We start from the raw sequence: 26494 nt of genomic DNA, 5'->3' as shown, positions 1-26494 counted from the left end.
GGCGGCACGACGACGAAGGCGAGGGGTCCCCATGCCGCTGCTGGAACCGAAGCCCGGGGCGCTGCGCCCCCGCAGCCTGCGGGCACCGGCCCCGGACCGGGTGCCCGAGCGGCGGGCGACCGGCACCCCCGAGACCCTGCGCGCGGAGCTGACCGCGCTGCTGGGCGCCGAGAAGGTGTTGTGGAAGGTCTCCGACCTGGTCCGCTACGCCTCCGACGCCTCGCCCTACCGGTTCGTGCCCCAGGTGGTGGTGGTCGCCGAGGACGTCGACGACGTGTCCACCGTGCTCTCCTACGCGCGCGGCCGGGGCCGCGAGGTGGTCTTCCGGGCCGCCGGCACCTCCCTGAACGGGCAGGCCCAGGGCGAGGACATCCTCGTGGACGTGCGCCGGCACTGGGTGGGGGTGGAGGTCCTCGACGAGGGGCTGCGGGCCCGCATCGCCCCCGGCACCACCGTGTTCCGCGCCAACGCCGCCCTCGCCCGGCACGGCCGGGTGCTCGGCCCCGACCCGGCCAGCGCCATCGCCTGCACCCTCGGCGGGGTGGTCGCCAACAACGCCTCGGGCATGACCGCCGGCACCACCCGCAACTCCTACCGCACCCTGTCCTCGCTGACGGTGGTGCTGCCCGGGGGCACGGTCGTGGACACCGCCGATCCGCTCGCCGACGAGGAGCTGTTGCGGGCCGAGCCCGCGCTGTGCCGGGGGCTGCTGGAGCTGAAGGCCGAGATCGAGGCGGACCCGGAGCTGACCGCGCGGATCCGGGCGAAGCACGAGATCAAGAACACCAACGGCTATCGCCTCGACGCCTTCCTCGACGGCGCCACCCCGGTGGAGATCCTGCGCGGGCTGATGGTGGGCTCGGAGGGAACCTTCGGCTTCATCGCCGAGACCGTCTTCGACACCCTGCCGCTGGACCGCGAACTGACCACGGCCCTGCTCTTCTTCCCCTCACTGCCGGCGGCGGCCGCCGCCGTGCCCGCGTTCAACGAGGCGGGCGCCCTGGCCGTGGAGCTGATGGACGGCAACACCCTGCGGGCCTCGGTGAGCGTGCCCGGGGTGCCCGCCGACTGGGCCGACCTGCCGCGCGGGACCACCGCGCTGCTCGTGGAGTTCCGGGCCCCGGACGAGGCGGGCCGGCGGCGCTGCGAGGAGCGGGCCGCCGAGGTGCTGGCCGGGCTGGAGCTGGTGGCCCCGGTGCCGTCCGTCACCAACGCCTTCACCTCCGACCCCGGGCTGATCGCCGGCTACTGGAAGGCCCGCAAAGCCTTCGTGACGGCGGTGGGCGGGGCCCGCACCCCGGGCACCACCCTGATCACCGAGGACTTCGCCGTGCCGCCGAGCCGCCTGGCCGAGGCGTGCGAGGCCCTCCTCACCCTCCAGGCCGAGCACGGCTTCGACGCGGCCGTCGCCGGTCACGCCGCCCACGGCAACCTGCACTTCCTGCTCGCCTTCGACGCCGCCGACCCGGCCGACGTGGACCGCTACGCGGCGTTCATGGAGGCGTTCTGCGCCCTCACCGTGGAACGCTTCGACGGCTCCCTGAAGGCCGAGCACGCCACCGGCCGCAACATCGCCCCCTTCCTGGAGCTGGAGTGGGGCCCCAAGGCCACCGAGCTGATGTGGCGCACCAAGCGGATCATCGACCCCGAGGGGGTGCTGGCCCCCCGGATCGTCCTCGACCGCGACCCGCGGGCCCACCTGCGCGGCCTGAAGACCATCCCCCGGGTCGAGGCCATCGGCGACCCGTGCATCGAGTGCGGGTTCTGCGAACCGACCTGCCCCAGCCACGATCTGACCACCACCCCGCGCCAACGCATCGTGCTGCGCCGCGAGATGATGCGCCAGAACCCCGGATCCCCGGTGCTGGACGAGCTGTTGGACGCCTACGGGTACGACGCCGTCGACACCTGCGCGGGCGACTCCACGTGCAAGCTGGCCTGCCCGGTCGGCATCGACACCGGGGCCCTGATGAAGGAGTTCCGCCACCGCCGGCACAGTCCGCGCGAGGAACGGGTGGCGGCCGCGGCGGCCCGCCGGTTCGCGGCCATCGAGACGGCGGCCCGGCTGGCGGTGGGCGCGGCCGACCGGATCACGCGGGTGGTCGGGGACGCGCCGCTGCGCGCGGTGACCGGGGCGGCCCGCAAGGCGGTCCGGCCGGACCTCGTGCCCGACTGGCTGCCGCAGATCCCCGGTTCGGCGGCCCGCCGGATGCCCGCGACCCGCCGGCCCGGGGCGGTGGCCGTGTACTACCCGGCGTGCGTGAACCGGATCTTCGGCCCGAGCGCGGGCACCCCGGGGCTCTCGTTGCCGGCGGCGGTGGTGGCGGTCTCGGAGCGGGCCGGGCGCCCGGTGTGGATCCCCGGGGACCTGACCGGGACCTGCTGCGCGACGATCTGGCACTCCAAGGGCTACGAGGCCGGGAACCGGGTGATGGCGAACCGGATCGTGGAGGCCGCCTGGGGCTGGACGGCCGGCGGCCGACTGCCGCTGGTCGTGGACGCCTCCTCGTGCACCCTGGGCATCGCGCACGAGGTGGTGCCCTACCTCACCGACGCCAACCGGGAGCTGCACGCGGAGCTGACGGTGGTGGACTCCCTGGTGTGGGCGGCGGAGGAGCTGCTGCCGCGTCTGACGGTCCACCGGGTGATGGACTCGGCGGTGGTGCACCCGACCTGCTCGATGCGCCACTTGGGCGACGAGGCCGAGTTGCGGGCGCTGGCCGAGGCATGCGCGAGCGAGGTGGTGGTGCCCGAGGACGCCGGGTGCTGCGCCTTCGCGGGCGACCGGGGGATGCTGCACCCCGAGTTGACGGCCTCGGCCACGGCCCGGGAGGCCGCCGAGGTCACCGCCCGGCCCTTCGACGCCCACCTGTCGGCGAACCGGATGTGCGAGGTGGGCATGGACCGCGCCACCGGCCGCACCTACTACTCGGCGCTCATCGCCCTGGAGGAGGCCACCCGACCGTAGGTCGTCTGCCTGACCGGTCGGCGCGCGGAGTCCTCCGCTTCCCGTTCCCCCGGGGCCGCGAGGGGGAACGGGACGGAGTCGCCGTGCCCTGGGTCCCGGGGCCTGCGACCGGGGCGAAACATCCCTTGCGTCACGGAAAATCGATTGCGCCGCACGGTCGCGCGCGACGAACCTTGCGGTGCTCTCGCGTTCCTCGCGACAGCGCGATCCAAGACAGTCATGGGGCGTCATGCAGATCAGTGACCTACCGTTCTCGGACCCCGGGGTACCCGACACCCGGTCCGGTCCCCGATTCCTCTGGTGGCTCGGCCGCGGCCAATTGGGCGGTCAGCTCAAGAGCGCCGGTTGGGGCCTGCTGCACTTCGGGGCCATCTCGGGGTTCCCCTTCGCGCTCGGCACGGGCGTGCAGGCGGTGGTCGACGGCGACCGCGGCGGCCTGTGGCGGGCCACGGGCCTGATGCTCGCGCTCGGACTGGCCGTGGCGCTCGGCGACATGATGCTGCACCGCACCGCGGTCACCAACTGGATCACGGCGGCGGCCCGGGTGCAGCAGTTGCTGGCCCGGCACACCGCGCGCCTGGGCGCGGCGCTGACCCGACGGGTCGCGGCCGGCGAGGTGGTCGCGGTCTCCACGGGCGACGTGGAGAAGATCGGCTGGTTCGTGGAGGCGATCTCCCGGTTCCTGGCCGCGCTGGTGACCGTGGTCGCCGTGACGGTGGCCCTGGCCTGGTACGCGCCGACCCTCGGCGTGGTCGTCGCGATCGGCGTGCCGGTGCTGGCCCTGGCGGTGCTGCCGTTGCTGCCGGCGGCCACGAAACGGGCCGACGCCCAGCGCGAGAAGGCCGGCAAGGCCACGGAGCTGGCCTCGGACACCGTGGCGGGGCTGCGCGTGCTGCGCGGCATCGGCGGCGAGGACCTGTTCCTGGACCGCTACCGGGCCGCCTCGCAGGAGGTGCGGCGGGCGGCCGTGCGCAGCGCGCGGATGTGGGCGCTGATCCACGGCACCCAGGTGCTGCTGCCGGGGCTGCTGCTGACGGCGGTGGTCTGGTTCGGGGCGAGCGCGGTCCGGTCCGGTCGGGCGGACGTGGGCGAACTGGTCACGGTGTTCAGCGCCGTCTCGCTGCTGCTGTATCCGTTGCGGCACTTCGAGGAGATCGCGATGGCCTACAGCTTCTCCCGGCCCTCCGCGCAGCGCGCGGCCCGGGTGCTGGCCCTGACCAGGGACGCGCTGCCGGAGGCCGGGCCCGTCCCGGTCGCCGAGCGGCCCGCCGCGTCCCCGCCCGAGCCGGGCGGGGACCTGTACGACCCGGCCACCGGCACCCTCGCCCCGGCCGGTCTGCTCACGGCCGTGGTCTGCGGGGACCCGGATCTCGCGGGTCGACTCGCCGAACGGCTGGGCGGGCACCCGGGGGCGGTCGGGGAGGCTCCGTCCGCGCTGCTGGGCGGCGTGGCCCTGGACGAGCTGGCCCTGGGGACGGCGCGGGAGCTGGTCCTCGTGCAGGACAAGGACCCGGTGCTGCTCTCGGGGACGCTGCGCGAGCTGCTGGCCGTGCCGCGTTCGCGGCGGGTCGGGGCCGAGGAGGCCCTGCGGGCCGCGCACTGCGAGGACGTGCTGGCGGCCCTGGTGCAGGGCGCGCCGGACGGGGTCGAGGACCCCTTCGACGCCCGGATCACCGAACGCGGCCGGTCCCTGTCGGGCGGGCAGCGGCAGCGCCTCGCGCTGGCCCGGTCGCTGGTCACCGACCCCGAGGTGCTGGTGCTGGACGAGCCGACCTCGGCGGTGGACTCGCACACCGAGGCCGCGATCGCGGACGGCCTGGCGGCGCTGCGGAACAAGCGGACCACGGTGGTGCTGACCTCCTCGCCGCTGCTGCTGGACCGCGCGGACCGGGTGGTGTTGGTGCACGAGGGCGAGGCGCTGGTCAGCGGGCGGCACCGCGAGCTGTTGCGGTCCGAACCGCGCTACCGGGCCGTGGTCACCCGCGACACGGAGCGGGACACGGCAGGCGAGACACACGAGGCACACGAGGAGCGCTCGGCATGATCGGGTTGGAGAAACCGGAGTACGACCCGGCGCGGCCGACCACGGCGACCACCCTGCCGGTGGGCACGTCCACGACGGTGCGCCACTACGTGCGGGACTTGTTCCGCCGGCACCGCGCCGCCTTCCTGGTGCTGCTGGCCGTCAACGCGCTGGGCGTGCTGGCCTCGTTGGTCGGGCCCACCCTGCTGGGTCGGGTGGTGGACCGTCTGGCGGCGGGTGAGCGCGAACTGCCGCTGACCGCGATGATCTCGGTGTTCCTGGTGGCCCTGGTCGCGCAGGCCGTGTTCGCGGCGCAGGTGCGGCTGCGGGGCGCGGTGCTGGGCGAGCGGATGCTGGCCGATCTGCGCGAGGACTTCCTGGTGCGGGCGGTGCGGCTGCCCCCGGGCGTGTTGGAGCGGGCGGGCACGGGTGATCTGCTGTCGCGGATCACCACCGACGTGGACCGGCTGTCGAACGCGATGCGGGAGGCGGTGCCGCAGCTGACCGTGGGCGTGGTGTACGCGCTGCTGTTGCTGGGCGCGTTGACGGTGACGGCGCCTCCGTTGGCGTTGGCGGTGCTGTTGGCGCTGCCGATCCTCCTGGTGGGCTGTCGCTGGTACTTCCGTCGGGCGCCCTCGGCGTACCGGTCGGAGGCGGCCGGGTACGCGGCGGTCGCGGCGGCGCTGACGGAGACGGTGGACGCGGGGCGGACCGTGGAGGCGCACCGGCTGGCCGGGCACCGGGTGGAGCTCTCGGAGCTGCGGGTGCGGCAGTGGACGCAGTGGGAGCGGTACACGCTGTTCCTGCGGTCGGTGCTGTTCCCCGTGGTGAGCGGGACGCACGTGGTGATCCTGACGGGCACGTTGGTGATCGGTGGCTGGTGCGTGCTGAACGGGTGGATGTCGGTGGGGCAGTTGACCACCGGGGCCCTGATCGCGCAGATGACCATCGACCCGATCGCGATGATCCTGCGCTGGTACGACGAGTTGCAGGTGGCGCAGGTGTCGCTGGCCCGGCTGGTCGGGGTGCGCGAGATCGAGCCCGACTCGGGGGACGCCTCGGTGACCCCCGAAGGGCGCCTGTTGGAGGCCGACGCGGTGCGCTTCGGGTACCGGGAGGGCGTGGACGTGCTGCACGGGGTGTCGTTGGCGGTGCCGCCGGGCACCCGGATGGCGCTGGTGGGTCCGTCGGGCGCGGGCAAGTCCACGCTGGGGCGGCTGCTGGCGGGGATCTACGGTCCCCGGGCCGGAGAGGTCTCGCTGGGTGGCGCCCGGTTGGCGGAGATGCCCGCCGAACGGGTCCGCGAGCAGGTGGCCCTGGTGAACCAGGAGCACCACGTGTTCGTGGGTTCGCTGCGGGACAACCTGCGGTTGGCGCGGCCGGGCGCCGAGGACGCCGAGCTGTGGGCGGCGCTGGGCGCCGTGGACGCGGCGGAGTGGGCGCGCGGGCTGGAGGACGCGCTGGACACGGAGGTGGGTTCGGGCGCCTCCGCGTTGACCCCGGCGCAGGCGCAGCAGATCGCGTTGGCGCGGCTGGTGTTGGCCGATCCGCACACCCTGGTGCTGGACGAGGCCACCTCCCTGTTGGATCCGCGGGCCGCCCGTGACCTGGAGCGTTCCTTGGGGCGGGTGTTGGAGGGCCGGACGGTGATCGCGATCGCGCACCGGCTGCACACGGCGCACGACGCCGACGTGATCGCGGTGGTGGAGGAGGGCCGGATCACCGAGTTGGGTTCGCACGAGGAGCTGGTGGCGGCGGACGGGCCCTACGCGGCCCTGTGGCGCTCCTGGCACGGCTGACCCGGCCGGCTCCGAACTCCGGTCCCCGCTGCCCCGCGCACCCCGGCGCACGTCCACGCGTGCGCCGGGGTGCGGCCGTGTGGGTCGGACCCGGGTTCAGTGGCGCGGGACGGTAAAGCCGAGGCCCGCGAGTTTGCGCTGGACCCGGTCGGCGGCGCCCGGGGTCCTGGGGATCTCGCCGGCCTGCTGCGAGGCGCAGGTCCAGATCACCGGTTTGGCGACCCCGCCCGCGTCCTCGGCGGCGCCGCCCACCCGGTCGTCGTCGGAGGCGGAGCGGGCGGTGCTGTCTCCGCCGGCGCCGAGCCGGGGCAGGCCGAGGACGTTGCCACTGCCGGCCCACCGGGTGGCGAGGACGGGTGGGGCGGTGTCCGGGGGCCAGGGGCCGGTGACGTAGGAGTCGAAGGCGGTGCCGACGAAGACCCCGGTCCGTTCGCTGACGTCGTCGAAGGAGTGCCGGGTGTAGTCGCCGGGGTTGCCGGTGAACTGGACCTCCTCGTACGGGGCCTTCCAGACCACCCCGTTGCCGTTGTCGGCGCGGGAGTACCACCAGTTGCCGGCGACGCGGCCCTTGGCGTCGATGTCGACGGGGTTCCAGTACTCGTAGGTGTCCCCGGGCGAGAAGGGTTTGAGTTCCCGGGGCGGGGCCTTGGGGTCGGCGGGCCAGAGCAGTCCGCCGTGGTGCTCGTGCGTCTCGTCGTCGACGACGTAGCCGCTGCCGACGATCTGGCCGGCGTTGTTGATGCCGGTGATCTCCTGGAGGCTGCCGCCGCCCGCGGGTTTGGTGAGGGTGCGGCGCAGGGTGGTGCCGGACCATTCGAGGCCGGTGGCACCGCCGTCGTTCTCCCAGCGGTATCCGACGATCCGGCCGAGGTCGTTGACGTCGGTGGCGAACTGGCCGCCGGGCAGCGCCTTGGCCTTGGGGGTGCCGGGCAGCCAGAGGAACGCGGCCCGACCGGCGGGTCCGTACATGCTGCCGACCATCAGGCCCCAGCGGTTGACGGCCTCGACGGAGCCCCCGGTGTACCCGGCGGGCAGGGGCACGGCACGCACCTTCTTGCCGGTCCAGTACACGGGTCGGTTCTGCGAGACGCCGACGGTCAGGCCGAGCGGGCCGAAGCCGTTGACGGCCGGGGAGCCGCCGGAGCTGACCACCCATTCGGCGCCGCCGGGCAGCGAGTCGAGGACGGTGATCCCGGGCGTGCACTTCTTGCCCGCCGCGCCCGGGTCCCCGGCGGCCCCCTCGGCCGGGGACGCGGCGTGGGCCGGGGCGGTGAGCGCGAGGGCGCACAGGGCGGCGAGGCCGCCGGCGGCGTGGAGGGTACGGGTGGCGCGGGTCGTGCGGGTGCGTGTGCTCCTCATGGACGTGGGTTCCCCCCTGGGAAGGCCGCGATCGCCGGGCGGCGGCGCGTGGCCGCCATCATGGTGGCCCCGATCGCACTCCACCAGGGCACCTCGACAAGCGGAACCCGGGCGCCGGCTCAGATGAGTCCGAGGGCGGCGGCGCCGCCGAACCCGCCGAGGAGCATGAACGCGGGCATGAGGATCTTCAGCTCGACCCAGCTGCCGGCCTTGAAGCGCAGGGCCTTGGGCGGGCCGATGGGGTACCAGCGCTTGCCGGCGATGGGCAGCGGCCACAGGATCGGGCAGCCGGAGACGGTGAGGGCGTCGCCGATGTCGTGGACGAGGGCGCCGAGCAGGATGGGCAGCCCGAGCCACAGGTACTCCTGGCCGGGTTCGGTGAACAGCCATCCGGCGCCGTTGCCGGGCTGGTCGAGGACCCCGGCCAGCAGCCAGGCGCTGGTGGCGCCGAGCAGCCAGACGAGGATGTCGCTGGACATCCGGGCGGCCCGCCACAGCAGGCCCTCGACGGCGAGCACGAGGTGGACGAAGAGGAGGATCAGCACGCCCCAGCGGTCAGCCGTGACGGCGAGGGCGGAGGAGCCGGCGCCGATCAGGACGGCCCACAGCCAGGTGTGGGTGAGGGTGCGGTGGCCGCCGCTGCGCCGGCCGTCGCGCGGGGAGCGGGTGGCCTTGTAGACGGCGTGCGAGACCTTGTCCACGACCTCGCACAGGCCGCGCGAGAGCGGGCCGAAGGCGCGGGAGATGGTCGCGGACTTGTGGTCGAGGTCGGGGGCGAGGGCGGCGCCCGCGCAGATCAATGCGCCGGTGAGGAGCACCGGCCAGGGCATCGCGTGTCCCGCGGCGGCGGCCGCGGCGCCGACGCCGAGCCAGGCGGCGGCCCCCGAGAGCGAGTGTGCCGGACCCATCATCGTCGTATCCCGCCCCGGTGTCGTGCCGGCCCCGTGCCGTCCGTGCCCTGCTGCCCGGGGCGGGGCGCGACCATGCGTCGGACCCGTGACCGACCTCCGGGCCGGGGTGCCCCGGGCGGTCACGACGGCCCAGGGTACCGTCGATGATCTTCGTTTCGCGGTCCGGTTCCCTCATCCGGGGCTCGGGAAGGCAAGATGGGGGGTGTGACCCTCATTGATCAGCTCCCGCCGACCGCCGACCCCGACGCCCTCTTCGAAGCCTTCTCCACGTGGGCCGAGGGCCAGGGCATCTCCCTGTACCCGGCGCAGGAGGAGGCCCTGATCGAGGTGGTCTCGGGCGCGAACGTGATCCTGTCCACCCCCACCGGCTCGGGCAAGAGCCTGGTGGCGGCGGGGGCGCACTTCACGGCGCTGGCGCAGGACAAGGTCACGTTCTACACGGCGCCGATCAAGGCGCTGGTGTCGGAGAAGTTCTTCGACCTGTGCAAGCTGTTCGGCACCGAGAACGTCGGCATGCTGACGGGTGACGCCTCCGTCAACGCCGACGCGCCGATCATCTGCTGCACCGCCGAGGTGCTGGCCTCGATCGCGCTGCGCGACGGCGTGCACGCCGACATCGGCCAGGTCGTCATGGACGAGTTCCACTTCTACGCCGAGCCCGATCGCGGGTGGGCCTGGCAGATCCCGCTGCTGGAGCTGCCGCAGGCCCAGTTCGTGCTGATGTCGGCGACCCTCGGCGACGTGACCCGGTTCGAGGAGGACCTGACGCGGCGCACCGGTCGGCCGACCTCGGTGGTCCGGTCGGCGACCCGGCCCGTGCCGCTGTCCTACGAGTACGTGACCACGCCGATCACGGACACCATCACCGAGCTGCTCCAGACCCGGCAGTCCCCGGTCTACATCGTGCACTTCACGCAGGCGCAGGCGGTGGAGCGGGCACAGTCGCTGATGAGCATCAACATGTGTTCGCGCGAGGAGAAGGACCGGATCGCCGAGCTGATCGGCAACTTCCGGTTCACGACCGCGTTCGGCCGGAACCTGTCGCGCTATGTGCGGCACGGCATCGGCGTGCACCACGCGGGGATGCTGCCGAAGTACCGGCGCCTGGTGGAGAAGCTGGCGCAGGCGGGCCTGTTGAAGGTGATCTGCGGCACCGACACCCTCGGGGTCGGGGTCAACGTGCCGATCCGCACGGTGCTGTTCACGGCGCTGACGAAGTACGACGGCAACCGGGTGCGGACCCTGCGGGCGCGGGAGTTCCACCAGATCGCGGGCCGCGCCGGGCGGGCCGGATTCGACACGGCCGGGTTCGTGGTGGCGCAGGCCCCCGAGCACGTCATCGAGAACGAGAAGGCCCTGGCGAAGGCCGGCGACGACCCGAAGAAGCGCCGCAAGGTGGTCCGCAAGAAGGCCCCGGAGGGCTTCGTCGGCTGGTCGGACGGCACCTTCGAGAAGCTGATCGGTTCCGAGCCCGAGCCGCTGACCTCGCGGTTCAAGGTCACCAACATCATGCTGCTGTCGGTGATCGCCCGGCCCGGCAACGCCTTCGACGCGATGCGCCGGCTGCTGGAGGACAACCACGAGCCGCGCAGGAACCAGCTGCGGCACATCCGGCGGGCCATCGCGATCTACCGCTCGCTGTTGGACGGCGGGGTGGTGGAGCGGCTTCAGACCCCGGACTCGGAGGGCAGGATCATCCGGCTCACCGTGGACCTCCAGCAGGACTTCGCCCTGAACCAGCCGCTGTCCACGTTCGCGCTGGCCTCCTTCGAGCTGCTGGACCCGGAGTCCCCCTCGTACGCGCTGGACATGGTGTCGGTGGTGGAGTCCACCCTCGACGATCCGCGTCAGATCCTGGCCGCCCAGCAGAACAAGGCGCGCGGCGAGGCCGTGGGCGCGATGAAGGCGGACGGGATCGAGTACGAGGAGCGCATGGAGCGGCTCCAGGAGGTCACCTACCCCAAGCCGCTGGAGGAGCTGCTGCTGCACGCGTACGGCGTGTACCGCAAGAGCCACCCGTGGGTCGGGGACCACCCGGTCTCGCCGAAGTCGATCATCCGCGACATGTACGAACGGGCCCTGACCTTCACCGAGTTCACCTCGTTCTACGAACTGGCCCGCACCGAGGGCATCGTGCTGCGGTACCTGGCGAGCGCGTTCAAGGCCCTGGACCACACCATCCCCGACGACCTGAAGTCGGAGGACCTCCAGGACCTGATCGCCTGGCTGGGCGAGATGGTGCGGCAGGTGGACTCCAGCCTCCTCGACGAGTGGGAGCAGCTGGCGAACCCGGAGGTGGAGACCGCCGAGCAGGCCGTGGAGAAGGCCGACCAGGTCAAGCCGGTCACGGCGAACGCCCGCGCGTTCCGCGTCCTGGTCCGCAACGCGATGTTCCGGCGCGTGGAGCTGGCCGCCCTGGACCGGGTGGGCGAGCTGGGCGCCCTGGACGCCGAGTCCGGTTGGGACGAGGACGCCTGGGGCGAGGCCATGGACGCGTACTGGGACGAGCACGACGACCTGGGCACCGGCCCGGACGCGCGCGGCCCGAAGCTGCTGTCGATCGAGGAGGACGCGGCGCACGGGCTGTGGCGTGTCCGGCAGACCTTCGCCGACCCCCGGGGCGACCATGACTGGGGCATCGGCGCCGAGGTGGACCTCGCGGCCTCCGACGAGGAGGGCCGGGCCGTGGTCCGGGTCACGTCCGTGGGCCAGCTCTGATCCGCGCGGCGCGGCCCCGGCCCGGGGTCGCGCCGTCCCCCTTCCCCCGTGTTCCCCGACACTCCTGGAGAGGCCGACGATGACCAACCCCGCCGAAAGACTCGTGGACCTGCTCGACCTGGAGCAGATCGAGGTCAACATCTTCCGGGGCGCGAGCCCGGAGGAGTCCCTGCAACGGGTCTTCGGCGGGCAGGTCGCCGGTCAGGCCCTGGTCGCGGCGGGCCGCACCACCGGCGGGGACCGGCCGGTGCACTCCCTGCACGCCTACTTCCTGCGCCCCGGGATCCCGGGGGTGCCGATCGTGTACCAGGTGGAACGGGTCCGTGACGGGCGCTCGTTCACGACCCGTCGGGTGACGGCCGTGCAGCAGGGGCGGACCATCTTCAACCTGACGGCCTCCTTCCACGCGCCGGAGGAGGGCAGCATCGAGCACCAGTTGCCGCCCCGGCTGGAGTTCCCGCACCCCGACACGTTGCCGAAGCTCGCCGACGAGATCCGCGACCACCTCGGGGCGCTGCCGGTGACCCTGGAGCGGATGGCGCGCCGGCAGCCCTTCGACATCCGGTACGTGGACCGGCTGCGCTGGACCCCGCAGGAGCTGAAGGACGCCGATCCGCGCAGCGCGGTCTGGATGCGGGCGGTCGGGCCGCTGGGCGACGACCCGCTGGTGCACACCTGCGCGCTCACCTACGCCAGCGACATGACCCTGTTGGACGCGGTCCGGATCCCGGTGGAACCGCTGTGGGGGATGCGCGGCTTCGACATGGCCTCGCTGGACCACGCGATGTGGTTCCACCGGCCGTTCCGGGCCGACGAGTGGTTCCTCTACGACCAGGAGTCCCCGATCGCGCACGGCGGCCGGGGCCTGGCCCGGGGCCGGATCTACGACGCGGAGGGCCGACTGCTGGTCTCGGTGGTCCAGGAGGGCCTGTTCCGCCCCTACGCCCCCCGCCACGAGGTCTGAACCGGCGGCGGGAGGCGGAATCCGGGGCGGGGCCCGGTCAGCGGGTGGTGAGAGGGGCGAGGACCGCGGCGTGGAAGCGGTCGACGGCCTCGTCCACGCTGCGGATGAACCCGGATTCGGCGTTGCCGCGCCCGTTGCCCATGTTCTTGACCAGGGTGAGCCGGAACCCGACCATGCGGGCGCCGTCCTTGGGCAGCAGGTCGCCGGGCTCGGGCCGCAGCCGTTCCACGGTGCCCTTGGGGCCCTTGCCGCCGCCCTCGACGAGGGTCTCCACGTGCAGTCCGGCGGGGGCCTCGGCGAGCCGGCGGAGCAGCCGCTTGGCCTTGGGCAGCGGGTAGCCGGCCTCGGGGACGGCCACCTCGACGGAGGTGCGGAGTTGCCCGGTGCGCAGATCGGCCACGAGCCCGAGGGTGTGCGGGGTGCCGTCGATGCGGAGTTCGGCGTGCAGCCGGTGGTTCTCGCAGAGGGCCTCGGCGAGGGCGAGGCGTCGGGCCCGGGGGTCCGTGCCGCGTCGGGCCCGGGGGCCGGGCACGACCTTCTGGCCGAGTTCGCCGGCGAGCCGCAGGCCGACCTGGCGGATCAGGCGCTCCCAGCTCTCCACCACCTCCACGACGCGCGGATCGCCGTGGCCGAGGGTGTCGTCCTGGATGCCGTTGCGCACGGGGACCCAGGAGGGGCCCATGTTCTGGAAGCCGTGGCAGCCGGAGTTCTCGTGCCGCAGGTAGTGCAGGAGTTCCTGGAGCAGCCAGGCGTGCGCGGCGTTGTCGACGCCTTCGTGCCGGATCAGCATCTGGGCCTGGTGGGCGACCTCGGCCCAGGACAGGTGGCCGATGATCACGCGGTTCTTGCGCCGCTTGTCGATCTTGACCTCGACGAGCGGGCGGTCGTCGAGGGCCACGTCGTTGGAGAGGGTGACCACGGCCTCGTAGCCGCGCTTGGCGGCGATGTCGGCGTATGCCTGGACCTGTTCGGCCTTGAGGGGGTTGCCGTTGGTCTTCACCTCCAGCAGGCAGGTCCACAGCTTGCCGGCACGGTCCACGCGGACGACCCCGTCGGGGCGACGGGGGGTGTCCCCGTGCGGGAAGGAGACCTCGGTGAAGGTCTCCATCCGCCCGGCGGGGGCGCCGAAACCGGCGGTGAGCCGGCGGCCGAACTCCGGCACCTGGGCCATGACGGCGAGCAGCACGGAGGTGGCGCGGACCTCGCGGTCCCGGTCGCTCTTGAGCGAGGAGGCGGGGAAGAGCCGGGCGGTCCGCCAGGTGTCGTTCTCGGCCAGTGACGGCTTGGGCCTGGCGGCCAGGGTGATCTTCTTCTTGGCCGTCCGGGGCCGGCGCGGGGCGGGCACCGCGGCGGTCGGCGGGGCCTCGGCGGCGGGCGGGGCCTCGGCGGCGGGGCGGTCCGGGGCGGGCGGTTCCGTCGCGACCTCGTCGGGGTCGAGGGGGTCCAGGGGGTCGAGCGCCGTCGGGGTCTCGTCGGCGGTGTCGTCCATGAGGATGCCGAAGTCGGCCGTCAGCCCGGCCAGTCCGGACTCGTAACCCTGGCCGACGGCGCGGAACTTCCATTCCTCCCCGCGCCGGTACAGCTCGCCGAAGATGAAGGCCCGTTCGACGCCGGCATCGGTGATGGAGAAGCCGAGGACCGGTTCGCCCGTGCGGTCGGAGACGACGATCCGCAGGTCGTCGAGGTCGCCGAACCGTGCGCCGCCGTGCCGGCTGGCGGCCACGACGACACGCTCCACGTCGGGGCGGAGGGCGCTGAGGTCGAGGACGATCCGGTCCCCGCCGTCACCGCCGGCGGGCGAGTCCAGCAACTGCACGCTGCCGTCCGCCGCCGCCTGGTTGTTGTAGAAGATCAGGTCCGCCTCGCTGCGGGCCTTGCCATCCTTGTCGAGCAGCAACACCGACACGTCGACGTCGCCGTCCCCGCTCGCGCTGGTCCAGGACAGGCTCAGGGTGATCGAGTCCCCGTCCTCGGTGACGGCGGACAGCGCGGCGTTGGCGCCCTTGACGATTTCCAGCATGTTCGTTGAGTCCCCACCCGAAGAGAGAAGAAGGGGCCGTGCCGTCCGCTCCTCCCCAGAGCGGGCCGGTCTGCCCCGTTGTGGCTGCGGGCACTGTACTGCACGGTCGCGGGCTCGTCGGAGGTGTGTCCCGAACACGTCCGGCCCGCGTTCCGCGCGAGGGGAGCGCCGGGGCGATACTGGGGGACCGGCCGCCGGCGGCCCGCACCCCGTTTCCCGTACGGTCCGGCGCCGCGCCGCCCGCCCCCCTTACGCCCCCGATCCGAAGAGCTGAAGCGTTCATGTCCTCCGCGTCCTCCCGTCGTCCCCGCCGCTCCCCCGCCGGGTGCCCGTGCGGGCTGCCCGCCCCGTACACCGAGTGCTGCGGGCCCTTCCACCAGGGCGAGCGCGCGGCGCCCACGGCGGAGGCGTTGATGCGTTCGCGCTTCAGCGCGTTCGCCGTGGGGCACGTGCCGTACCTGCTGCGGTCCTGGCACTCCTCCACCCGCCCCGCCGAGCTCGACCTCGACCCGGGGCAGCGGTGGGAGCGCCTGGAGATCCTGGGCACCGAGCGCGGCGGACTGTTCGAGACGGAGGGCTCGGTGGAGTTCCGGGCCCACTACCGCGAGGGCGGACGACGCGGCTCCCTGCACGAGAACAGCTCCTTCTCGAAGGAGAACGGCGCCTGGGTGTACGTGGGCCCGCTCTCCCCCGTCGTCTTCGACTGACGGGCCCGGATCCCGTCAGTCGACGGTCCCGTCGGCCGCCTTGTGCCGGCGGTAGTGCCGGGCGGCCCGCGCGCGGTTGCCGCACAGGGTGGGCGAACACCAGCGGCGCCGGGGGTGCGCGGGCAGGAACAACATCCGGCAGGTGTCCGCCTCGCACTCCCGGAGTCGCCCGACCGCCGGGTCGGTGAGCAGGGCGACGGCCTCGTGCGCGAGGGCCGCCGCCAGCCGGCGGCCCACGGGGCCCGTACGACGCGCGGTGACGGTGACCCGTTCCCCGTCCCACCCGAGGTCGCGCACCGGCGGCGCGGCCCGCTCCGCCCGCTCCAGCCCCCGCAGGGCCGTGCCCGGCGGGGCCTGACCCGCCCACAGGGCCCGCAGGGCCGCCTCGGCGTGCTCCCGGACCGCGTGCACCGGCGGAAGGTCCGGGGCCTGCGGTACCAGGGCCGTGACCTCGGCGGGCAGCCGGCCGCTCTCCAACACCAGCCAGGCGGCGAGCCGGTCCGGGGTGTCGATCAGATCCACCCGCCCCCGGGGGCTCATCGGGCGGGTGTTGACCAGGTCCAAGGCCGGCGGCTCGCCGGTGAACGGAACGCTCTCATCCATGTGACTAACGCTACTTCATGCCATTGTCCCGTTAGAAGAGCTGCGCTATAACCATGTCATCACCCCGCCGAGGAGGCATGTGACATGACGTCGGACACCGCGTCCCGGATCGCCCTGCCCGCCCGTACCGCCCACCGCCGCGTCACCGTCGACGGCGTCGACGTCTTCTACCGGGAGTCCCTGCCCGAGCGCCCCGACGCTCCGGTGCTCCTGCTGCTGCACGGCTTCCCCTCCGCCTCCCACCAGTTCCGGCGCCTCATCGACGCGCTGGGCACGCACTACCGCCTGATCGCCCCCGATCACCCGGGCTTCGGCCACACCGTGGCCCCCGCCGACTTCACCTACACCTTCGACCGGCTCGCCGAGATCACCGAGGGCTTCGTGGAGCGGCTCGGACTGACCCGGTTCGCGCTGTACCTCTTCGACTTCGGCGCCCCCATCGGCTTCCGGCTCGCCCTGCGCCGGCCCGAGGCGGTCACCGGGCTGATCGTGCAGAACGGCAACGCCTACGTGGAGGGCCTCTCCGAGGGGGCCCGCGCGTTCACCGCCCTCACCCCGGACACCCCCTGGGCCGAGGCCACGATCCTCGACCTGCTCACCCTGGACTCCACCCGCGCCCAGTACGAGGGGGGCACCCAGGACCCGAGCCTGGTCGCACCCGAGGGCTGGGTGCTGGACCAGCACTTCCTCGACCGCCCCGGCCGCAAGGACGCCCAACTCGCCCTCGCCTACGACTACAAGAACAACCTGACCGCGTACCCCGCCTGGCAGGCGTGGCTGCGCGAGCACCGTCCGCCGACCCTGATCACCTGGGGCGTGAACGACTTCTTCTTCCCCGAGCCCGGCGCCCGCGCCTACCTCACCGACCTGCCCGAGGCCGAACTCCACCTCTTCGAGACCGGCCATTTCGCCCTGGAGGACCACCTGCCCGCGATCGCCCCGCTGATCGCGGACTTCCTCGACACCCTCCCCACCTCCTGACGTGGCCGACTCCACACGCCGGGGCGGACTCTTCGACGAGGCCGACGCGGCGGGACGGTTCACCTCGCCGGCCACCGGGGACGAGCGGACCCTGCTGGTCGAGTTCCTGCGGGCCCAGCGCGAGACCCTGCGCCTGAAGTGCGCCGGGCTCGGACCGGAACTCGCCCTGCGGTCCGTACGGCCCTCCACCCTCTCGCTGCTGGGTCTGGTCCGACACCTGGCCGACGTGGAACGCCGGTGGTTCCGGGCCGTGCTCGCGGGCGAGGACTCGCCCCCGCTGTTCTCCTCCCCCGCCGACCCCGACGGGGACTTCGACGGGGCGGCGGACGCCCCGGGGGCCGAGACCCGGGCCTGGGCGGCCTGGCGGGCGGAGGTGGCCTTCGCCGAAGATCTCACCTCCCGGGCCCCGGACCTGGAGGTGACGGGCCACGACGGGTGGCGCGGTGAGGTGTCCCTGCGGTGGGTCCTGATCCACATGATCGAGGAGTACGCCCGGCACAACGGGCACGCCGATCTGCTCCGCGAGCGGATCGACGGCGCGATCGGCGTCTGAACACCTCCGCCCCCGTCACCCCGAACGGTCAGGCCGTGCGCCCCGGGTCGAGCGGCGCGCCCCGCCCCGGGGGTCGCCGGACCGCCTCGACGACGTGCCGGGTGCGGGGGCGCGGCACGGCGGGCAGGGCCCGCTCCGCGCCCGCGACTCCGGCCCCCGGCGTCCCCGCGCTCTCCGATCGGGGAGCCTCCGGCTCCGGCAGGGGCTCGCGCAGTCGGGACAGGACCAGGGAGAGCATCGCCCGGTAGCTCAGCGTCTCCTCCTCCCCGGTCGCGCTCAGCATCGCGGCCGCCACGGCCGCCGCGGCTCCGGTGCGCGGGTGCCCGAAGGGCGGCGCGGGCGCGAGGGCCGCGAGGATGATCCGTTCCTCCGGGTCGGGGACGGTCGCGAGCAGGGCCTCCTCCGGCAGGAAGGAGGCGATGGCAGCGGCCCGCTCCCAGCCGGACCGGGCCCGGGCCGACAACAGGCCCACCCGGCGCGTGCGCCAGCGGCGGGGGCGCAGGTCCACGCGGGCCGCGAGCAACAGCAGGTCCGCCGGCGTGGTGCGCGCGCGCACCAGCTCGGGGGCGTTCTCGCTCACCTTGCGCAGGTCCTCCACGAGGTAGGACCACACCACGGAGCGGTAGCGGTTCACCCGGAAGTCCACGGGGGTGAACCGGCCGCAGCGGGCGAGGCGGGTGAATCGCCCCGGGGCCACGCTGAGCAGGGTCGCGGCCTCCCGGGGGCCGACCATCGCCACCCGCTCGCGCAGGGTCTCCGTCGAGCCCTCCATCATCCGCACCCGGGCGATCTCCCCCCGGGAGAACCGGGAGGGTCCGGGATCGAGTCCGTCGGTGGGTCCGTCGGCCCGGACGATGCCGAGGTCCACGGCGCGCGCGAACTCGCCGCGCCCCAGACCGAGTTCCGCCGCCGCCGTGGGCCCGCCCAGCCATTCGTCGCCGAACCTCGGCACGCGGGGCAGCTCGAATTCCGTCACGATCGTCTCCTTCGGTGAGTTGCGACTACCGTCGGTGACAAACATAACGGAGAGTGAGAGCAGAAGGGAAGAGTGTCACTCTTCGTGATCCGAGAACCGTGAACGCGCGCCCGCGGGGCCCGTGGACGCGCGTAGCGTGACCCGCGCGTCCCGTCCCCGCCCGCGAACGCCGGGCGCCTCAGCCGCCCATGACCCGGCGCTCCGCGACCCCGAGGTGCTCCCCGACCCGGTTCACGAGCAGGGTCATCTCGTAGGCGACCTGCCCGATGTCCGCCTCGGCGGCGCTCAGCACGCACAGGGAACTGCCCGCGCCCGCGGCCATCACGAAGAGCACGCCCTCGTCGTACTCGACCATCGTCTGGCGCACCTCACCGGCGTGGAAGTAGCGGCCCGAGCCCTTCGCGAGGCTCTGCAGGCCCGCCGCCACCGCCGACAGCCGTTCGGCGTCCTCGCGCGCCAGGCCCGCGCTCGCGCCCGTGACCAGGCCGTCGTTGGAGAGCACCACGGCATGTCGTACCTGCTGCACCCTCCTGGTGAGGTCGTCCAACAACCAGTCGAGCTGCTTGTCCAGTGCCATTCTCGGCCCCTCCCCGTCCGGCGGTGCGAACATCCCGCCCTCGTGTCCCGCAAGCCTTGCCCACCAGCGCCTTTCCGGCAAGCAGGATGTACCCATGGCGAAGAAGATGAGCGACGAGGAATGGCGCGGGTTCGTCTCGCACTCCACGCGAACCGGGAAACTCTCCACGGTTCGCCCCGACGGCTCCCCCCACGTGGCCCCGATCTGGTTCCTCCTCGACGGGGACTCGTTCGTGTTCAACACCGGGCGCGACACCGTCAAGGGCCGCAACCTCCGGCACGAGCCGAGGGTCGCCCTGTGCGTGGACGACGACCGGCCCCCGTTCTCCTACGTGATCCTCCAAGGGCGCGCCGAGGTGATCGAGGACCTCGACGAGACCCGCCGCTGGGCCGCCCGCATCGGCGGCCGGTACATGGGCGAGGAACGGGCCGAGGAGTTCGGCCGGCGCAACGGGGTCCCCGAGGAACTGCTCGTGCGGGTCCGGATCGAGCGCGTCAACGCGATGGCGGGCATCTCGGACTGATCGGACCGGCCTGACCGACCGGGTCGCCCGCCGTGTCGGGCGGCCCGGTCTCCTCCCAGGCCCCGACCTCCGCCAACAGTCGCCGGGTCTGTTCCCGTCCCGCGTGCTCCACGAGGCGGATCAGCACCTCCTTGCCCGAGTCCCGGTCCCGCGCGTCGCAGAGCACGACCGGCGCGTCGTGCTCCAGGTCCAGGGCCCGGCACACGTCCTCCGCCCCGTAGCGGGTGGCCCCGGAGAAGCAGTTGACGGCCACCACGAACGGGATGCGCCGGTGCTCGAAGTAGTCCACGGCCGGGAAGCAGTCCTCCAGGCGTCGGGTGTCCGCGAGCACCACGGCGCCCAGCGCCCCGTGCGAGAGCTCGTCCCACAGGAACCAGAACCGGTCCTGCCCCGGGGTGCCGAAGAGGTACAGCGAGAGCCCGTCCCGGATCGTGATCCGTCCGAAGTCCATGGCGACGGTCGTGGTCCGCTTGCGCCCCACCCCCGCCGTGTCGTCCACCCCGGCGCCCGCCTCGCTCAGCACCTCCTCCGTGCGCAGCGGCCTGATCTCGCTGACCGCCCCGACCAGGGTGGTCTTGCCCACCCCGAAGCCACCGGCGACCAGGATCTTCAGGGCCATCGAGGCACCCTCCGGCTCCTCGTCCGTCCCGTCCCGCGGTCCCATCACAGCGCTCGCAATCCGTCGATGACTTCCCGCAGCACGCGGGTCCTGGGCAGGCCCACCGGCGCGACCGGTTCCACGACCCGGACCCGGCCGCGGGCGACCAGGTCGCCCAACAACACCCGCACCACCCCCACGGGGAGGTCGGCGCGCGCGGCCAGCTCGGCCACGGAGGGGCTCTCCTCCCGGCACAGCTCCAGCAGCCGCACGTGTTCGGGCCCCCGGGCCGGGCCGCCGAGGAGCGCGTCCTCGGGGTCCGCCTCCCGGGCGCCGGCCGAAGGCTCGGCGACGACCCGGGCGACCAGGTCGAAGCGCGGCGCCCGCGGATCGGCCCCGGTCCGGCCGCCCGTGACCGTGTAGGGCCGGACCAGGGGCCCGGCGTCCTCGTCGTACCAGCGGTCGTTCACGTCCGCTCCGTCCCGTCGCCTCAGCCGGCCGTGACCGGGCGGTCCGCGAACCGGGCCGGGGTGCGCAGGTGTTCGCCGACCCGGGTGACCAGCCGGGCCATCTCGTAGCCGATCAACCCCATGTCGGCGTCGGCGGCGGCCAGGACGGCCAGGCAGGAGCCCTCGCCGGCGGCCGCGACGAACAGCAGCCCGTCGGCCATCTCGACCATGGTGCGGCGCACGCCGCCGGCCTCGAAGTGCCGGCCGGCGCCCTTGGCGAGGCTGTGGAAGCCGGAGGCGACGGCCGCGAGGTGTTCGGCGTCGGCGCGCGCCAGGTCGCGCGAGCGGCCCACGGGCAGTCCGTCGGCCGAGAGCACCACCGCGTGCCGCACCTGCCGCACCCGGTCGGCGAGGTCGTCGAGCAGCCAGTCCAGCGTGCCCGCGCGGCCCGCGGCCGGGTCGGCGGTGAGGGGATCGGGGGTCATCGGGGGGCTCCTTGGTCCTCGGGCGGGTCGGTGGGTGCGGCGGGTTCGCCGGCGCCCCTGCGCCAGCCGTCGCGGTAGGCGGCCATCCGGTCCCGCACCTGTTCCGGGTCTCCGGCCGCCGAGGGGTCCGGGGGGCGGTGCAGGCCGGTGGACGGGTCGGGCAGCGAACGCAGTTGCGGGGCCAGACCGGCCCGGCGGACCCGGCGGGGCAGACCCTCGGGCGTCCCGGCCGGCCCGGCCGGGGCCGGCAGGGACACCGACGGCGCCGGCGCGGGCGGCGCCGGGGTCGGCGCCGGGGCCGGGGTGGCGACCGGCGGGGTGCGGGGGTCACGCGGCGCCCGGGGGCGGGGCCCCGGGTCGCATTCGGGATCGGTACGGGGGCCGGGCTCGGTGCGGGGGCCGGGAACGGTGCGGGGACGGGCCCGTAGCGTCGTGACGGTGGCGCCCCGCAGGCCGTGCGCGGACGCGTCGACGCCCCCCGGCGCGGGCGGTGTCGCACGAGGTGCGCCCGGCGCCCCGGGGTCGGCCCCCGTGCCCGCTTCCGTTTCGGAGGCGGGGTGCAGCAGGCCGCCGGGCAGCAGCACCACCGCCGTGGTCCCGCCGTACGGGGAGGGCCGCAGGTGGACGCGGATGCCGTGGCGGACGGCGAGCCGGCCGGCCACGAACAGGCCCAGCCGGTCGCTGTCGAAGAGGTCGAGGTCCTCGGACTGGACGATCCGGCGGTTCGCGGCGTCGAGGCGTTCGCGCCCCATGCCGAGTCCCCGGTCCTCGATCTCCAGGGCGAGGCCGGCGGCCACGGCCTCGCCGGTGACCCGGACCCGGGTATGCGGCGGGGAGAACTGGGCGGCGTTCTCCAGCAGTTCGGCCAGCAGATGGGTGAGGTCGGCGACGGCGGTCCCCGCGACGCGGGTGGGCACGGTGCGGACCACGTCCACGCGCGGGTAGTCCTCGATCTCGGAGACGGCCGCGCGGATCACGTCGGTGAGTTCCACCGGGGAGCGCCACGCGCGGCCCGGGGCGGCCCCGGAGAGGATGATCAGGCTCTCGGCGTGCCGGCGCATGCGGGTGGTGAGGTGGTCGAGGCGGAACAGGTCGCCGAGTTCGTCGGGGTCCTCGGCGCGGCGTTCCATCGAGTCCAGCAGGTTCAGTTGCCGGTGCACCAGGGCCTGGCTGCGGCGGGCGAGGTTGACGAAGACCCCGGAGACCCCCTCGGCGAGTTCCGCGCGTTCGGCCGCCGCCCCCAGGGCCGCCCGGTGCACGGTGGCCAGGGCGTCCCCGACCTGCGCGATCTCGTCCTCGGCCGGGGCCGCGGGGGCGGGTTCGGGGGCGAGGTCGATGCCCTGCCCGGTGCGCAGGCGTTCCATCGCGGCGGGCAGGTCGCGGTGGGCGATCCGCAGGGCCCGGTTGCGCAGGGCGACGAGTTCCACGACGAGGGTGCGGCCGATCCGGACGGAGATGACGAGGGAGGCGACGATCGCGGCGAATCCGGCCACGAGCAGCGGCGTGCCCGCCGGCAGGCCGCCGACGAGGGGGTCGGCCCGCCGGGCGGCGTGGGCGGCGGCGGTGTCGCGCAGCGCGTCCAGTTCGGCGGCGACCCGGCTCTGCGCGGCCTCCCAGCCCGGCGGCGGGCTGCTCACGGCGCGGGCCGCCCCGGCGGCCGGGGCGCCGGCACGGTCGGCGAGGGCGCGGTCCTCGGCGGCCAGCAGGGCCGTGTGGGCCGGGCCGGTGGTGAGGGCCCGCCAGCGGGCGCGGTCGGCGTCGGGGAGGGCGGAACCCGCGGCCAGGAGGGCGCGACGGGTCTCCACCGCGGCCGTGAGCCGGCGCAGCGCGGCGGGGTCGTGGTCGGCGGGGAGGGCCAGCAGGTCGTTCTCGCGGGCGAGGAGTTCGCTCGCGCGGGACAGGTCGTACAGGACCCGTGCCTCGGCCGGGGCGGCGGCGACGCCGGGGGCGCTGAGCGCGTCCTCGACGGCGAGGGCCCGGTCCAGGGCCCGGGACCAGGCGGTGAGGGCGCGTTGGGGCGTGAGCCGGCCGGCCGCCGCGTCCGCGCGGGGCGCGGCCAGGTCGCCGGCGGTGGTGACGAAGGCGCGGACGGCGTCGGCGACCTCGGCGGGTTGGTCGCCCGCGTCGGCGACGGTGTGCCGGTCGTCGAGCCGGAGGGCGTCGACGGCCGCCGTACTGCGCCGGGCGGGCGCGGCGAGCACGAGCCGTTCGCCGGCGGCGCCGGTCGGACCGGTCGCGCTCTGCCGCACGAGGAGGGCGCGTTCGTCCCGCAGCGCGTCGACGGCCTCGGCCAGGGGGGTCCGCAGGGTGTCGCGCACGTGCCGGGCGTGGGCGGAGCGGGCGAGTTCCCGGGCGGTGTCCACGGCCGTGAAGGCCCACAGGGCGAGCAGGGAGAACACCGGCACCATGAGCAGGGCCAGGATCTTGGCCCGCACGGTGCGCGGGCCGCGGGGCGCGAACCGGCGGGCCGAGTTCCCGCCCGGCGCCGCCGGGGTGGTGCCGGGGGGCCGTCCGCCGCCGACCGCGGGGGCCGGGCCGGCGCCCGTTCTCGCCGGGTCCTCCGCGGTCGGCCTGGCGTGGGCCCGGCGTCCGCGCCCCGACCGGCCGCCGGCGGCGGCGCGTCCGCCCGTCGACGCGTCCGGTGTGCTGCGGGGTGCTCGCATGTGCTCCTCGTTCTCGTGGTGGGCGGTCGGGCCGGGCGGGGCGCGGCTCAGGAGGCGGCGGGCGCGCCGGCGGGGCGGGGGGTGACGGCGATGGCGGCGGCCGAGGCGGCGCTCTCGTCGGCGGTCGGGGACAGGGCGACGAAGGCGGCGGTGAGGAAGAGGTAGGAGCCGAGGCCGACGGCGAGCGGGAAGATGAACTGGAGGGCCGTGGCGCCGGGCAGGGGCGCCGAGGAGGGGGTCACGGTGACGGTGACGGCGAGCATGCCCGTGTAGTGCATGCTGCTGACGGCGGCGCCCATGACGGGCGCGGCCACGGCGACGGCGGCCCCGGAGCGGATGTTGAGGGCCGCCCACAGGGCGGCGCCCGCGGCGAGGACGGCGATCAGGACGGAGAGGACGGCGACGGTCGGGTCGTAGCGGACCTCGCCGTGCAGGCGCAGCGCGGCCATGCCCAGGTAGTGCATGGCCGCGACCCCGAGGCCGGTGGCCGTGCCGCCGAGGAGGAGGGCGCGGGGGCTGCCGCCGCCGTGTCCGACGGCGAACACGCCGACCCCGACCATGACCACGGCGACGAGCAGGCTGAGCACGGTCGTCGGCACGTCGTAGTGGATCTCGGTGCCGACCACGCTGAAGCCGAGCATCGCGACGAAGTGCATGGTCCAGATGCCGGTGCCGAGGGCGGAGGCGGCGGTCAGCAGCCAGTTGCGGCGGGAGCGGGCGGTGCCGGCGGCGAGGGCGCGCACGGTGCAGCGCAGCCCGAGGGCGGCGCCGACGCAGGCCATCACGTACGACAGAACGGGGGTCGGCCAACCGTGGGCCGCGTGGTCCAGATGTCCCATGGCCACGGGACGCTAGTGCGGGTGACCGGGCGAACACGGGGCGCATTTCGAAACCCGCTGGAACTGCCGGAATATGACAGGGATACGTTCATCTTCGATCGGGCCTTGTGCGCGCTTGGTCACCGCGTGGGCTCCCGGGTCGGACCCCGGGTGCGCGATCATGGCCTGATGGACACCACGCACGAGAACCGCGGAACGCCCGAATCGGCCCGCCCCGGCCCCGCGACCGAGGACCACCGCGAGGTCCGGGCCTTCTTCGGCGCCCGGGCCCGGGCCTGGGACGAGAAGTTCCCCGAGGACGGGCCCGTGTTCGCGGCCGGGGTGGCCGAGTTCGGCCCGCGCCCCGGGGACCGGGTGCTCGACGCGGGCTGCGGCACGGGCCGCGCGCTGGCCGCCCTGCGCGCGGCCGTGGGCCCGGAGGGGCTCGTGGTGGGCGCGGACCTGACCCCCGAGATGTTGGACGCGGCGCGGGCGGCCGGCCGGGACGCCGAGGCCGCCCTGCTCCTGGCCGACGTGGCCCGGCTGCCGCTGGCCGACGGGACGCTGGACGCCGTGTTCGCGTCCGGCCTGATCGCGCACCTGGCCGAACCGGCGGCGAACCTGCGCGAACTCGCCCGGGTGGTGGCCCCGGGCGGCCGGCTCTGCCTGTTCCACCCGATCGGGCGCGCGGCGCTCGCGGCCCGGCAGGGCCGGCGGCTCACGCCCGAGGACCTGCGGGACGAGCGCAACCTCGGGCCGCTGCTCGCGGCCGGCGGCTGGCGCATGACCTCGTACTCCGACGTGGACGAGCGCTTCCTGGTGCTAGCCGACCGGATCTGACCGGTCCGCGGCCCCGGTCCGACCGTGCGGCACGGGGCAGCCGCCGGCCCCGGGCCGGGGCCGGCGGGTCGGGAACGTGCCCAGTTCGGCCGGGGTGTACCCGTCCCGGTAGCCCTTGACCTCGGGGTTCTGGCGCGCGTGATGGGGAGTGCGGCGCGGGGGCAGCAGCCGCACGGCCCGGCCGCGCAACCGCACCGCGCCCCGGACCAGGGCGCGCACGGCGGGGTTCGGCTCGGGGCGGCGGAAGGCGGCGAGGAGGGGCCCGTCGAGGAGGGCGAGGGAGGCGGCGCGCACGGCCGGGGCCAACGGCGCCGGGTACCAGGAGGCCATCAGTTCCAGGGTGGCGTCGGCCACCCGCCGGCCGCCCGCGTCCCAGCCGAAGTGCGCGTCCTCGTAGGCGTTCAACAGTGCTTCGAAACCGGCGAAATCGGCCGGGATCTCCTTGATCCCCAGGTGCCGGCCCAGCTCGCGGTAGTAGTTCGCGGTGGCGCGCTGTTCGTGGTGGGTCAGCGGACGCCATCCGTAGGCGTCGAGCCAGCGTTTGGGGATCACCACGAAGGTCGCGAGGACGTAGCGCATGTCCTCGTCGGATATCTCGTAGGCGCCGTGCATCAGGTTCACGCGGCGCAGGGCCGCGCGGCCGGTCTCGCTGTCGAAACCGTGCTCCACCACGGCGTCGAGGAGCAGGACCGTGTCGTCGTAGCGCTTCTGGGTCCGCCCGGTGAACTCGCCGGTCTCGTCGAGCAGTCGACCGATGGAGGGCACCGCGTAGGTCCGGTACAGGGCCAGCTCCAGGGCCCGCGCGTGGTCCCAGGGGAACTCCAGGGTGGTGATCAGCCGGTAGATCTCCAGGTGGTCGCGGTCGGGGTCGAGGCCCAGGATCTCCCTGAGCCGGTCGTAACGTCCCACCCTGTCCTCCTCGTGTCCCGTGTGCGGGCCCGGCGGCACCTGACGGCCCA

General features: G+C 74.4%; 22 protein-coding genes. 10 read left to right on the top strand and 12 right to left on the bottom strand.

The genetic code is table 11. The features are described from left to right. Nucleotides 1-31: 31 nt before the first annotated feature. The 3 genes from ACN20G_RS24955 to ACN20G_RS24945 all read left to right on the top strand — a co-directional run bounded on the left by ACN20G_RS24955 (nt 32) and on the right by ACN20G_RS24945 (nt 6790). A complete protein-coding gene (locus tag ACN20G_RS24955) occupies nt 32-2968 on the top strand; it encodes an FAD-binding and (Fe-S)-binding domain-containing protein (RefSeq protein ID WP_424215051.1) in 2937 nt (978 codons plus the stop codon). Nucleotides 2969-3197: 229 nt separating this feature from the next. Further along, nucleotides 3198-5012 carry an ABC transporter transmembrane domain-containing protein gene (locus ACN20G_RS24950; RefSeq protein WP_424215050.1) on the top strand — a complete coding sequence of 605 codons (1815 nt, stop codon included), beginning with the start codon at nt 3198-3200 and terminating at the stop codon, nt 5010-5012. Next, complete coding sequence (locus ACN20G_RS24945; protein WP_424215049.1) at nt 5009-6790, top strand: ABC transporter ATP-binding protein; 1782 nt, start codon at nt 5009-5011, stop codon at nt 6788-6790. Before ACN20G_RS24950 ends, ACN20G_RS24945 begins: the two co-directional genes overlap by 4 nt. Nucleotides 6791-6886: 96 nt before the next feature. On the opposite strand, the gene ACN20G_RS24940 is transcribed toward ACN20G_RS24945, so the two are convergent. After that, a complete protein-coding gene (locus ACN20G_RS24940; RefSeq protein WP_424215048.1) occupies nt 6887-8149 on the bottom strand; it encodes a hypothetical protein in 1263 nt (420 codons plus the stop codon). A 119-nt stretch (nt 8150-8268) separates the two neighbouring features. Continuing rightward, entirely contained in the window at nt 8269-9060 is a 792-nt protein-coding gene (locus ACN20G_RS24935) for a metal-dependent hydrolase (RefSeq protein WP_424215047.1), read from the bottom strand. Between the two features lie 204 nt (nt 9061-9264). Here ACN20G_RS24935 and ACN20G_RS24930 point away from each other — a divergent pair, with 204 nt between their 5' ends. Then, nucleotides 9265-11778 carry a DEAD/DEAH box helicase gene (locus ACN20G_RS24930; protein WP_424215046.1) on the top strand — a complete coding sequence of 838 codons (2514 nt, stop codon included), beginning with the start codon at nt 9265-9267 and terminating at the stop codon, nt 11776-11778. A 79-nt stretch (nt 11779-11857) separates the two neighbouring features. Then, complete coding sequence (locus ACN20G_RS24925) at nt 11858-12742, top strand: acyl-CoA thioesterase (RefSeq protein WP_424215045.1); 885 nt, start codon at nt 11858-11860, stop codon at nt 12740-12742. Nucleotides 12743-12779: 37 nt separating this feature from the next. Here ACN20G_RS24925 and ACN20G_RS24920 read toward each other — a convergent pair whose 3' ends face one another. Next, a complete protein-coding gene (locus ACN20G_RS24920) occupies nt 12780-14762 on the bottom strand; it encodes a TerD family protein (RefSeq protein WP_424215044.1) in 1983 nt (660 codons plus the stop codon). Between the two features lie 281 nt (nt 14763-15043). On the opposite strand from ACN20G_RS24920, the gene ACN20G_RS24915 reads away from it, so the two are divergent. Beyond that, complete coding sequence (locus tag ACN20G_RS24915; RefSeq protein WP_424215043.1) at nt 15044-15469, top strand: YchJ family protein; 426 nt, start codon at nt 15044-15046, stop codon at nt 15467-15469. A gap of 15 nt (nt 15470-15484) precedes the next feature. Here ACN20G_RS24915 and ACN20G_RS24910 read toward each other — a convergent pair whose 3' ends face one another. Next, complete coding sequence (locus ACN20G_RS24910) at nt 15485-16072, bottom strand: CGNR zinc finger domain-containing protein (protein WP_424215042.1); 588 nt, start codon at nt 16070-16072, stop codon at nt 15485-15487. 84 nt (nt 16073-16156) lie between these two features. On the opposite strand from ACN20G_RS24910, the gene ACN20G_RS24905 reads away from it, so the two are divergent. Together ACN20G_RS24905 and ACN20G_RS24900 are read left to right on the top strand one after the other, a co-directional pair. Further along, the gene (locus tag ACN20G_RS24905) at nt 16157-17053 is read left to right on the top strand and encodes an alpha/beta fold hydrolase (RefSeq protein WP_424215041.1); all 897 of its coding nucleotides are present in this window, start codon (nt 16157-16159) and stop codon (nt 17051-17053) included. A gap of 1 nt (nt 17054) precedes the next feature. Then, nucleotides 17055-17606: a DinB family protein gene (locus tag ACN20G_RS24900; protein ID WP_424215040.1), complete on the top strand. Its 552-nt coding sequence runs from the start codon at nt 17055-17057 to the stop codon at nt 17604-17606. Between the two features lie 28 nt (nt 17607-17634). Here the strand turns inward: ACN20G_RS24900 and ACN20G_RS24895 are convergent, their stop codons facing one another. Beyond that, nucleotides 17635-18582: a DUF6397 family protein gene (locus ACN20G_RS24895; protein WP_424215039.1), complete on the bottom strand. Its 948-nt coding sequence runs from the start codon at nt 18580-18582 to the stop codon at nt 17635-17637. Between the two features lie 178 nt (nt 18583-18760). Beyond that, nucleotides 18761-19159 carry a roadblock/LC7 domain-containing protein gene (locus ACN20G_RS24890; protein WP_424215038.1) on the bottom strand — a complete coding sequence of 133 codons (399 nt, stop codon included), beginning with the start codon at nt 19157-19159 and terminating at the stop codon, nt 18761-18763. A 94-nt stretch (nt 19160-19253) separates the two neighbouring features. Between ACN20G_RS24890 and ACN20G_RS24885 the strand changes: the two genes are divergently transcribed. Continuing rightward, nucleotides 19254-19682 (top strand): PPOX class F420-dependent oxidoreductase, encoded by a 429-nt coding sequence (locus ACN20G_RS24885; protein ID WP_424215037.1) that lies wholly within the window; start codon nt 19254-19256, stop codon nt 19680-19682. Here ACN20G_RS24885 and ACN20G_RS24880 read toward each other — a convergent pair. From ACN20G_RS24880 to ACN20G_RS24860, 5 genes are read right to left on the bottom strand one after another with little or no spacing between them, the layout of a single operon-like run. Beyond that, a complete protein-coding gene (locus ACN20G_RS24880) occupies nt 19654-20346 on the bottom strand; it encodes a GTP-binding protein (RefSeq protein WP_424215036.1) in 693 nt (230 codons plus the stop codon). The genes ACN20G_RS24885 and ACN20G_RS24880 overlap by 29 nt on opposite strands. Beyond that, nucleotides 20346-20750: a DUF742 domain-containing protein gene (locus ACN20G_RS24875; RefSeq protein WP_424215035.1), complete on the bottom strand. Its 405-nt coding sequence runs from the start codon at nt 20748-20750 to the stop codon at nt 20346-20348. Before ACN20G_RS24875 ends, ACN20G_RS24880 begins: the two co-directional genes overlap by 1 nt. A 20-nt stretch (nt 20751-20770) precedes the next feature. Next, complete coding sequence (locus ACN20G_RS24870; RefSeq protein WP_424215034.1) at nt 20771-21214, bottom strand: roadblock/LC7 domain-containing protein; 444 nt, start codon at nt 21212-21214, stop codon at nt 20771-20773. Then, the gene (locus ACN20G_RS24865; protein ID WP_424215033.1) at nt 21211-23877 is read right to left on the bottom strand and encodes a nitrate- and nitrite sensing domain-containing protein; all 2667 of its coding nucleotides are present in this window, start codon (nt 23875-23877) and stop codon (nt 21211-21213) included. The genes ACN20G_RS24870 and ACN20G_RS24865 overlap by 4 nt, the downstream gene beginning before the upstream one ends. A gap of 47 nt (nt 23878-23924) precedes the next feature. Then, nucleotides 23925-24716, bottom strand: a complete 792-nt coding sequence (locus ACN20G_RS24860) for an MHYT domain-containing protein (protein ID WP_424215032.1) — start codon at nt 24714-24716, stop codon at nt 23925-23927. Between the two features lie 168 nt (nt 24717-24884). Between ACN20G_RS24860 and ACN20G_RS24855 the strand changes: the two genes are divergently transcribed. Continuing rightward, on the top strand, nt 24885-25535 hold the full coding sequence (locus ACN20G_RS24855) for a class I SAM-dependent methyltransferase (protein WP_424215031.1): 651 nt from the start codon (nt 24885-24887) through the stop codon (nt 25533-25535). Here ACN20G_RS24855 and ACN20G_RS24850 read toward each other — a convergent pair. Further along, nucleotides 25518-26444 (bottom strand): oxygenase MpaB family protein, encoded by a 927-nt coding sequence (locus ACN20G_RS24850; protein ID WP_424215030.1) that lies wholly within the window; start codon nt 26442-26444, stop codon nt 25518-25520. The genes ACN20G_RS24855 and ACN20G_RS24850 overlap by 18 nt on opposite strands. Between the last annotated feature and the right edge of the window lie 50 nt (nt 26445-26494).

The sequence above is a fragment of the Streptomyces dryopteridis genome, assembly GCF_049606955.1.
Classification (GTDB): Bacteria; Actinomycetota; Actinomycetes; order Streptomycetales; family Streptomycetaceae; genus Streptomyces.
The sequence above is the reverse complement of the archived record's forward strand: the minus strand, read 5'-3'. Positions and strand labels throughout refer to the sequence as shown.

Coding starts and splice junctions, on each gene's coding strand:
- ACN20G_RS24955 (WP_424215051.1), top strand. CDS start 32: ATGCCGCTGCTGGAACCGAAGCCCGGGGCGCTGCGCCCCCGCAGCCTG.
- ACN20G_RS24950 (WP_424215050.1), top strand. CDS start 3,198: ATGCAGATCAGTGACCTACCGTTCTCGGACCCCGGGGTACCCGACACC.
- ACN20G_RS24945 (WP_424215049.1), top strand. CDS start 5,009: ATGATCGGGTTGGAGAAACCGGAGTACGACCCGGCGCGGCCGACCACG.
- ACN20G_RS24940 (WP_424215048.1), bottom strand. CDS start 8,149: ATGAGGAGCACACGCACCCGCACGACCCGCGCCACCCGTACCCTCCAC.
- ACN20G_RS24935 (WP_424215047.1), bottom strand. CDS start 9,060: ATGATGGGTCCGGCACACTCGCTCTCGGGGGCCGCCGCCTGGCTCGGC.
- ACN20G_RS24925 (WP_424215045.1), top strand. CDS start 11,858: ATGACCAACCCCGCCGAAAGACTCGTGGACCTGCTCGACCTGGAGCAG.
- ACN20G_RS24920 (WP_424215044.1), bottom strand. CDS start 14,762: ATGCTGGAAATCGTCAAGGGCGCCAACGCCGCGCTGTCCGCCGTCACC.
- ACN20G_RS24915 (WP_424215043.1), top strand. CDS start 15,044: ATGTCCTCCGCGTCCTCCCGTCGTCCCCGCCGCTCCCCCGCCGGGTGC.
- ACN20G_RS24910 (WP_424215042.1), bottom strand. CDS start 16,072: ATGGATGAGAGCGTTCCGTTCACCGGCGAGCCGCCGGCCTTGGACCTG.
- ACN20G_RS24905 (WP_424215041.1), top strand. CDS start 16,157: ATGACGTCGGACACCGCGTCCCGGATCGCCCTGCCCGCCCGTACCGCC.
- ACN20G_RS24890 (WP_424215038.1), bottom strand. CDS start 19,159: ATGGCACTGGACAAGCAGCTCGACTGGTTGTTGGACGACCTCACCAGG.
- ACN20G_RS24885 (WP_424215037.1), top strand. CDS start 19,254: ATGGCGAAGAAGATGAGCGACGAGGAATGGCGCGGGTTCGTCTCGCAC.
- ACN20G_RS24880 (WP_424215036.1), bottom strand. CDS start 20,346: ATGGGACCGCGGGACGGGACGGACGAGGAGCCGGAGGGTGCCTCGATG.
- ACN20G_RS24870 (WP_424215034.1), bottom strand. CDS start 21,214: ATGACCCCCGATCCCCTCACCGCCGACCCGGCCGCGGGCCGCGCGGGC.
- ACN20G_RS24865 (WP_424215033.1), bottom strand. CDS start 23,877: ATGCGAGCACCCCGCAGCACACCGGACGCGTCGACGGGCGGACGCGCC.
- ACN20G_RS24860 (WP_424215032.1), bottom strand. CDS start 24,716: ATGGGACATCTGGACCACGCGGCCCACGGTTGGCCGACCCCCGTTCTG.
- ACN20G_RS24855 (WP_424215031.1), top strand. CDS start 24,885: ATGGACACCACGCACGAGAACCGCGGAACGCCCGAATCGGCCCGCCCC.